We start from the raw sequence: 6719 nt of genomic DNA on the forward strand, positions 1-6719 counted from the left end.
GCCGACGCGCGGCCCGGCCGCCCGTCGCGAGCGCCCCGGCCGTCGTGGGCGTCGCGGACGGCGCGGAGTCCGAACCCGCCCCGGACGGCGGGGGAGTGGGGAGCACGCGCAGCCGCAGCGTCTCGTCGGACTTCTCCGCGAAGAACGACCCCCAGTCCGGCTCCGGCTCGGGCTCCGGTTGCGCACCGGGCTCGGGGCGCAACGCGGTCACGCGACCGCCACCCGGCCGATCACCGGGGCCAGCCCGGCGGAGCGGGCCACGGCCTCCGGATCGCCGCACGCGGCGAGCCAGTTGGCGAGCATCCGGTGGCCGCCCTCGGTCAGCACCGACTCGGGGTGGAACTGGACGCCCTCGACCGGCAGCTCCTTGTGCCGCAGGCCCATGATGACGCCGGTGTCCGTCCACGCGGTGACGTGCAGCTCGTCCGGCACGGTGTCGCGGTCGACCGCCAGCGAGTGGTAGCGGGTCGCGGTCAGCGGCGAGTGCAGGCCGGCGAAGACGCCGCCGTCCTCGTGGCTGACCGGCGAGGTCTTGCCGTGCAGCAGCTCGGGCGCGCGACCGACGACCGCGCCGTAGGCGACGGCGATCGACTGCAGGCCGAGGCAGACGCCGAAGACCGGCAGCCCGATAGCGGCGCAGTGGTGCACCATCTCGATGCAGACCCCGGCCTCCTCGGGCGCGCCGGGGCCGGGGGAGAGCAGCACCCCGTCGTAGGCGTCACCCGTCACCGAGGCGAGGTCCACCTCGTCGTTGCGCCGCACCTCGCACTCCGCGCCCAACTGGTAGAGGTACTGGACCAGGTTGAAGACGAAGCTGTCGTAGTTGTCGACGACCAGGATGCGGGCGGGACGGACGGACATCAGACGACGACTCCATGGTTCTGGGAGAGCTCGGCGACCGGCAGGCGGTGCGCACCGTTGAGCGTGGAGGCGGAGGGGCCGGGCGACGGCGGAGCCGTGGATCCGGTGCCGGAGCCCGTGCCGTTGCCGCCCACGGTCACGTCGCCGAAGGGGAGCAGCGGCTCCAGCCTCGGGAAGACGAACTGGAACAGCACGAAGACGGCAGCCAGGAAGAGCAGCAGGCACTGCAGCGCGCGCAGGGGCGCGCTGCCGGGCAGCTTGCGCCACAGAAAGCCGTACATCGAGCCTGTCTCCTCCTGTCCGGCACCAGGGTATCGGGCACCCCTGTGCGCGACGGTTGATCCTGCCTATCCCGAAAGTCCTTGTGGCTCGCCGGCCGAGACCGGTGTGACGGACACCAGCCGGCCCCACTCGATCAGCCGGTGGCTGTGTCCCCAGGCCGGGTCGCAGGTGGTCAGGGTCAGGTAGGAGCCAGGCTGGGTGTAGCCGGACTCCGGTGGCACGGGGTCGAGCACGCCGATATCGGTCGGCAGGGTCCGCAGCGGGGTGCGGTCGAGTCGGTAGACATACCAGAAACGGCCGTCGTCGATGTAGATCCGGTCCCCCGGACGGAGCAGCGGGAAGTCGTTGAAGGGGTTGCCCCAGGTGCGGCGGTGCCCGGCGAGGGCGAAGTTGCCCACCTGGCCGGGCTCCGCGGTGCCCGCGTAGTGGCCGATGCCCTTCTGCAGGTCGCCGACGCCGGTGCCCTCGATGATCGGCTTCTTCCAGTCCCGGCCGAAGCGCGGGATGGAGAGGACGGCGAAGGCCTGGTCCGGCGGGTACGCGAAGGCCGACGGCGTGGGGGACGGGGCGGCCCCGATCGAGGCGGACGGGGCCGGCGTGGGCGCGGCGGTCACCCGCGACTGGTTCCACTGCTGCTGGAGCCGGCTGAGCTCCCCCGCCATGGCCTGGTCGGCGGCGATGTTCGTCCAGTAGAGCAGGTAGCAGGTGAGCAGCACGATCAGCGCGCCGACGGTGATGCACAGCTCCACCAGCGTCCGGGCGACCAACCGACCCACCGCTGTCCTCCCCCGCGACCGACGTCGCCTACTTCGCCTTGGCGAACTGGAGGTCCACTGTGCCCGAGTAGCCCGGAAGAGTCATCGCTCGCGACGGCGCGACTTTCCAGCCGAGCCCGTAGGCGGTGACGTACTGCAGATAGGTCTGGATGTAGGTGTCTCCGCTGAGGGCGGTCTCCAGCGCCTTGGGGGTGCCGACCGCCCGGATCACGTACGGCGGGGAGTAGACCCGCCCCTGCAGGATCAGCTGGTTGCCGACGCAGCGCACCGCGCTGGTCGAGATCAGCCGTTGGTCCTGGATCTGGATGCCGCGGGCGCCGCCGCGCCACAGGGCGTTGACGACGGCCTGCAGGTCCTGCTGGTGGATGACCAGGTCGTCGGGCTGCGGCTGGGGGACGCCGGGGATGCGCGCGGTGGCGTTCGGGGGCGCGTCGTCGAGGGTGACGGTCACACCCTGGCCGGTCAGCGGATCGAGTCCGGCGGCCTTCTCGAGCGCGGCCAGCCTGGCCTGGTCGGCCGGGTTTCCCGGGTGCGCCTGCGCGAGCGCGTCGATCTGCGCGCGCAGCGCGGCGACCTGGGCGTCGGAGGTGGCGTTGTCGCGGCTGCGTTGCTGTATCAGATCGGAGAGCCGCAGCAAGGTGTTGTCGTTGCGCAGGTCGGTGCCGTTGGCGGTGTGCGCGCTGGTGTAGAAGAGGAATCCGGCGAGCGCGAAGATCAGGCAGGTCAGGGCACGCCCGACATATCGCCTGCGGCGCAGCGGACGGGAAGTTCCCTCGATCGGAGGATTGTCCGACCCGGGCGGAACTTCTTCCGAATCTGACACGTACCCTTATCTCCTTCCGACTCCCCGAGCCACTACGCTAACGGACGCCGGGGTACGCTGCCGCACCCCTGCGCGCGCCCCTGCTGTCGGCCCACGTCCCCGGGAGCCCTACCAGTGCCGAAGTCACGCATCCGCAAGAAGTCGGATTTCACTCCGCCGACCACTGCCGCGACGGCGGTCAAGCTCAAGTCGGGCCACGGCTTCATCGCCCCCCTGATGCTGGGCCTCTTCCTGATCGGCCTGGTCTGGATCGTCGTCTACTACGTGACGAACGCGCAGTGGCCGGTCAGCGCCATCGGCAACTGGAACATCCTGATCGGCTTCGCCTTCATCGCGGGCGGCTTCGGCGTCTCCACGCAGTGGAAGTAAGGGCGAGGCTTGTCCACACACTTATCCACAGTGGGGAAAAACCCCGACTATCTGTGGATAACTCGATCGAGACAGCCCTCGCCCCGGTCCGCCCTTGTCACAGAATTCGCAGGTGAACGCGCGTAGCGAAGGTCACATCGAAGCGGCTCGCACGACTGTGCGAGCCGCTTTGCACATCTTGTGGATAACCTTTTACCCAGACGCCGGGGTCAGGCGGCGATGTGGGTGGCCGCGTACAGGCTGACCCCCGCGACCAGCGCGGCGACCAGCGCCACGGCGACCGTCTGCAGCAGGTCCCGGCGCTTGGCCGGCGTCGCCGGGGCGTGCACGAAGCCCACCGCCAGCATCGTGCCGACGACCAGTCCCCCGATGTGCGCCTGCCAGGCGATGAAGCCGAGCGAGAAGGTGGCGACCAGGTTCACCACCAGCACGGCCATGATCGGCCCCAGCGAGAAGCCCCGGTGGCGGTGGATGATGATCACCGCGCCCAGCAGCCCGAAGATCGCCCCGGAGGCGCCGGCCACCACCAGGTCCGGGTTGGTCAGCATCAGCAGCGCGGACCCGCCGATCCCGGACAGCAGGTACAGCACCAGGTAGCGCAGCCGCCCGAACGCCGACTCCACGTACGGGCCGAGGATCCACAGCGACCACATGTTCATGGCGATGTGCAGGATCCCGAAACTGCTCGGCTCGTGCAGGAAGACCGAGCTGATCATCCGGTACCACTGGTCGCCGGTGACGACCGCGTCGCCCTGCATGACCAGCCGGTAGAAGAAGTTGTCGCCCGCGACGAAGGCCAGCAGCCACACCGCGAGGTTGGCGCCGATCAGGAGCCGGGTCACCAGCGCGCCGTCGGCGCGCGCCGGACCCCCGTAGTCGGTGCGGGCCCGGCGCACCGGCTGCGTCCGGGCCCCGTGCACGCACTCCAGGCACTGGAAGCCCACGGCGGCCTCGACCCGGCACTCGGGACAGACCGGCCGCTCGCAGCGCGAGCAGCGCACGCCGGTCTCCCGGCCCGGGTGGCGGTAGCAGTCCTGCATGGCGACGCGCTCCCCAGGGACCCCGGCCGTCAGCGGCGGGTGACGGTCACGGACTCGAGCACCACCGGCTGCTCCGGCCGCTCCCCCGCGGTGGGCACGGTCGCGATGGCGTCGACGACCTTCTTCGAGGCCTCGTCGACGACCTCGCCGAAGATGGTGTGCTTGCGGTTCAGGAACGGCGTCGTGTCCACCGTGATGAAGAACTGCGAGCCGTTGGTGCCCGGCCCGGCGTTCGCCATGGCCAGCAGGTACGGGCGGTCGAAGACCAGCTCGGGGTGGATCTCGTCCTTGAACTGGTAGCCGGGGCCGCCGACTCCGGTGCCGAGCGGGTCACCGCCCTGGATCATGAAGCCCGGGATGACGCGGTGGAAGACCGTGCCGTCGTAGAGCCGGGCCGAGGTGACCTCGCCGGTGCCCGGGTGGGTCCACTCGCGACCGCCCTCCGCCAGCTCCACGAAGTTCGTCACCGTCCTGGGGGCGTGGAAGGGGAACAGCTTCAGCTCGATGTCCCCGTGGCTGGTGTGGAGGGTGGCGAACAGCTGCTGGGCCACGATGCGCCTTCCTGCCGGGGGGACCCCGGCCGTTCCGGTCCGGATCCCGAACGATCCTGACGAATGAATCCTCGCACGCCCTGTGCATCGCCTCACAAAGGGGCAGGATGCAGATGAGAAGAAGTGCCGCTTTTCAGCGCGCCGGAGGACGAATCAGGCGGCATGATCTTTCATTGGGTGATACGTGACGAAGAGGACTCCCGAGGAGGAGGTTTCCGGTGAGCCGGATCGACACAGCTCGCGAGGCGGCCAGTCGCACCCGCGAGCAGCTCACGCCTTATGCGCTGAGCGCCAAGGACACCGCGGCCCAGTACGGCGGGGAGGCGTGGCAGAAGGTCGCCCCCGCCCTCGGAACCGCGGTGGAACAGGCCCGGCAGGCGGCGCAGAGCCGCGTGCAGAGCCAGGTGGTGCCGTTGTGGGAGAAGGGCCGCGGCAGCGTGCCGCCGGCCGTGGACGAGGCGGTCGCCAAGGCCGCGCGCCAGGCCGCCCAGCAGGCGAAGGTCGCCGCCCGGCAGGCCCGCGAGGCCGCCGCGGTCGCCGCCGACCAGGCCCGCAGCATCGCGCAGGAGCGCGTGCTGCCCGCCGCCGAACAGGCCGCCCAACAGGTCCACGACCGCTCCCTGGCCGCCATCCCGGTGCTGCGCGGACAGGTCTCGCTCGCCGAGGTCGAGGCGCTGGCCAAGGCCCACGAGCGCGCCGCCCGCCGGGGCCGCTGGGCCCGCCGCGGCCTCGGCCTGCTGGCGCTGGGCGCGCTCGCCACCGGCGGCCTGGCCGCGTGGAAGTGGTACCGCAAGCAGAGCAACCCCGACTGGCTCGTCGAGCCGCCCACCACCTCCATCCCGCTGCGCGACACCGCGCCGGGCACCGGCGGCTCCAGCGCCAGCGGCGCCGTCAACGGCTCCCTGCCGCTCGACCCCGAGGTCGAGGCGAAGGAGGCCGAGGAGGCCGAGAAGAGCACCGGGAACGAGCACAAGAAGAAGCCGTGACCGGCCGGCCGTGACCGGGCGGCCCCGACACGTGCACGAGGGGCTCCGATCCTTGGAAGGATCGGAGCCCCTCGTGCACGCGAGTGTGGAGCCTAGGGGAGTCGAACCCCTGACATCCGCCATGCAAAGACGGCGCTCTACCAACTGAGCTAAGGCCCCGCGAACTGCCGCGCACAAGCGTACCCGCTCGGCGCGGCAGGGAAGACCACCTGTCAGCTCAGCGGGAACCGGCCGGGATCGGGTCCGTGGCCTCGGTCCACAGGTCCTGCTCGGCGCGGTCCGCCTGCACCTGGCGGTAGACGAAGTACCCGCCCAGGGCGACCAGAACAACCAGCAGAAGCTTCTTCACCGCGAGACCTCGACTTCCTCGATGACGTCCTTGCCGCGATGCTACACCCCATCAGCGGACACTCTGATCGGTACAACGAGCGAACCCCGACTCGGTGACCGAGTCGGGGTTCTGACGCTGGTGGGCCTAACAGGACTTGAACCTGTGGCCTCTTCCTTATCAGGGAAGCGCTCTAACCGTCTGAGCTATAGGCCCGCGCTGCGTTGCGTTAGAAGATTAGCGCACCTGCAGCTCAATGCCCAAATCGCTTCCCCGGGGCAGCGCCGCAGGTCAGCTCAGTCCTCCTCGGCGAGGGTCACCTCGACGCCGCCGGTCATGCCCGCGGCCGTGTTGTAGATGAACGAGGCGAGCGTGCACAGGGCCGTCATCAGCACCACGTCCACCACCGCGATCAGCAGGGTGAACAGGAAGACGTTGCCGAAGGACAGGTACGACTGGAGGTCGAAGCCCGAGGTCGCGTCGGTGCCGGTGGTGGCCTGCTTGAGGGTGCCGCCGACCGAGCTGAAGACGCCGGCCGCGTCCAGCACCATCCACAGCAGCGAGACGCCCACGACGGTGACCACGCCGAGCGCGATCGACAGCAGGAAGCTGACCTTCATCACCGTCCACGGGTCCGTGCGGACCACGCGCAGCCGGGCCCGGCGGGTGCGCCCCGACGGCGGCGCCGCAGCGGGGCCGGGAC

The 6719-nt window shown here is 70.4% G+C and carries 9 protein-coding genes, 2 tRNA genes and 2 pseudogenes; 2 read left to right on the forward strand and 11 right to left on the reverse strand.

Going from position 1 to position 6719, the window contains the following annotated elements; all coding sequences use genetic code 11:
* From TR48_RS37820 to TR48_RS37840, 5 genes and pseudogenes are all read right to left on the reverse strand, one after another.
* Nucleotides 1-211: pseudogene (locus TR48_RS37820) on the reverse strand (hypothetical protein); the annotation flags it as partial.
* Nucleotides 208-861, reverse strand: a complete 654-nt coding sequence (locus TR48_RS37825; RefSeq protein ID WP_042375374.1) for an aminodeoxychorismate/anthranilate synthase component II — start codon at nt 859-861, stop codon at nt 208-210. The gene TR48_RS37825 and the pseudogene TR48_RS37820, both read right to left, overlap by 4 nt.
* 101 nt (nt 862-962) lie before the next feature.
* Nucleotides 963-1142, reverse strand: a pseudogene (locus tag TR48_RS44625) (hypothetical protein); the annotation flags it as partial.
* Between the two features lie 66 nt (nt 1143-1208).
* Nucleotides 1209-1919, reverse strand: a complete 711-nt coding sequence (locus TR48_RS37835; RefSeq protein ID WP_042375376.1) for a class E sortase — start codon at nt 1917-1919, stop codon at nt 1209-1211.
* 28 nt (nt 1920-1947) lie between these two features.
* Nucleotides 1948-2697 (reverse strand): DUF881 domain-containing protein, encoded by a 750-nt coding sequence (locus tag TR48_RS37840; protein WP_152628413.1) that lies wholly within the window; start codon nt 2695-2697, stop codon nt 1948-1950.
* Nucleotides 2698-2856: 159 nt separating this feature from the next.
* Here TR48_RS37840 and crgA point away from each other — a divergent pair, with 159 nt between their 5' ends.
* Nucleotides 2857-3111: a cell division protein CrgA gene (gene crgA, locus TR48_RS37845; protein ID WP_042375379.1), complete on the forward strand. Its 255-nt coding sequence runs from the start codon at nt 2857-2859 to the stop codon at nt 3109-3111.
* Nucleotides 3112-3320: 209 nt separating this feature from the next.
* Here crgA and TR48_RS37850 read toward each other — a convergent pair whose 3' ends face one another.
* Nucleotides 3321-4151 carry a rhomboid family intramembrane serine protease gene (locus TR48_RS37850; protein WP_042375381.1) on the reverse strand — a complete coding sequence of 277 codons (831 nt, stop codon included), beginning with the start codon at nt 4149-4151 and terminating at the stop codon, nt 3321-3323.
* Between the two features lie 29 nt (nt 4152-4180).
* Entirely contained in the window at nt 4181-4702 is a 522-nt protein-coding gene (locus TR48_RS37855) for a peptidylprolyl isomerase (RefSeq protein ID WP_042375384.1), read from the reverse strand.
* Nucleotides 4703-4920: 218 nt separating this feature from the next.
* Here TR48_RS37855 and TR48_RS37860 point away from each other — a divergent pair, with 218 nt between their 5' ends.
* Complete coding sequence (locus TR48_RS37860) at nt 4921-5688, forward strand: DUF5324 family protein (protein WP_042375387.1); 768 nt, start codon at nt 4921-4923, stop codon at nt 5686-5688.
* Between the two features lie 86 nt (nt 5689-5774).
* On the opposite strand, the gene TR48_RS37865 is transcribed toward TR48_RS37860, so the two are convergent.
* The 4 genes from TR48_RS37865 to TR48_RS37875 form a co-directional block, all read right to left on the reverse strand.
* Nucleotides 5775-5847, reverse strand: a tRNA-Ala gene (locus tag TR48_RS37865).
* A gap of 58 nt (nt 5848-5905) precedes the next feature.
* Nucleotides 5906-6037: a DLW-39 family protein gene (locus TR48_RS46160; RefSeq protein WP_218161989.1), complete on the reverse strand. Its 132-nt coding sequence runs from the start codon at nt 6035-6037 to the stop codon at nt 5906-5908.
* A 118-nt stretch (nt 6038-6155) separates the two neighbouring features.
* Nucleotides 6156-6232: transfer RNA gene (locus tag TR48_RS37870), tRNA-Ile, on the reverse strand.
* An 80-nt stretch (nt 6233-6312) separates the two neighbouring features.
* Nucleotides 6313-6719 (reverse strand): DUF3566 domain-containing protein (locus tag TR48_RS37875; protein WP_161789990.1); only part of this gene is annotated, 407 nt, incomplete at its 5' end.

It is taken from the genome of Streptacidiphilus neutrinimicus (assembly GCF_000787815.1).
In the GTDB taxonomy this organism is placed as follows: domain Bacteria; phylum Actinomycetota; class Actinomycetes; order Streptomycetales; family Streptomycetaceae; genus Streptacidiphilus; species Streptacidiphilus neutrinimicus.